Below are 588 nucleotides of genomic sequence, written 5' to 3' on the forward strand. Positions count from 1 at the left end.
GCGTGGCGGGGGCGCCGGAGCGCAGGCCTTCGCGGCCGGTGCGGAACATCGCGGCGCGGTCGGACAGCGAGGTCACTTCGCTGTTGAGGTTGCGCGCGGCGGCGGAGGTTTCCTCGACCATCGCGGCGTTCTGCTGGGTGGCCTGGTCCATGGTGCCGATCGTCGCGCTGATCTGGGTGATCGTCGAGGACTGGGCCTGGTTGTCGCTGGCGATGTCGCTGAGCAGGGTGTGGACTTCGGTGACGTCGCCCGAGATGTTCTGCAGGGCGCCGTCGACGCGCTGCACGGCTTCCACGGCGGTGCCGATGTCCGTCTGGGTGGCGGTGAGCTGCTCGCGGGCGCGCTTGGCTTCCTCTTCCGAGCGCATGGCCAGCGCCGAGACGAGATCGGCCACGACCGCGAAGCCGCGACCGGCATCGCCCGCACGACCCGCCTCGACGGCGGCGTTCATGGCGAGGACGCGGGTCTGGAAGGCGATCTTGTCGAGGCCTTCGATCACCGAGTCGATGCCCTTGGCGCTTTCGGAAACGCGGCCCATGGCCTGGACCGCCTCGTCGGCGATCTCGCGGCCGGAGCCGACCACGGTCA

At 70.4% G+C, this 588-nt stretch carries 1 protein-coding gene; it reads right to left on the bottom strand.

The features are described 5' to 3' along the window. The coding region (locus ACI3K3_RS25775; RefSeq protein WP_404918973.1) for a methyl-accepting chemotaxis protein at positions 1-588 on the bottom strand (588 nt) is incomplete at both ends.

The organism is Novosphingobium sp. ZW T3_23 (assembly GCF_044987305.1).
GTDB lineage: Bacteria > Pseudomonadota > Alphaproteobacteria > Sphingomonadales > Sphingomonadaceae > Novosphingobium.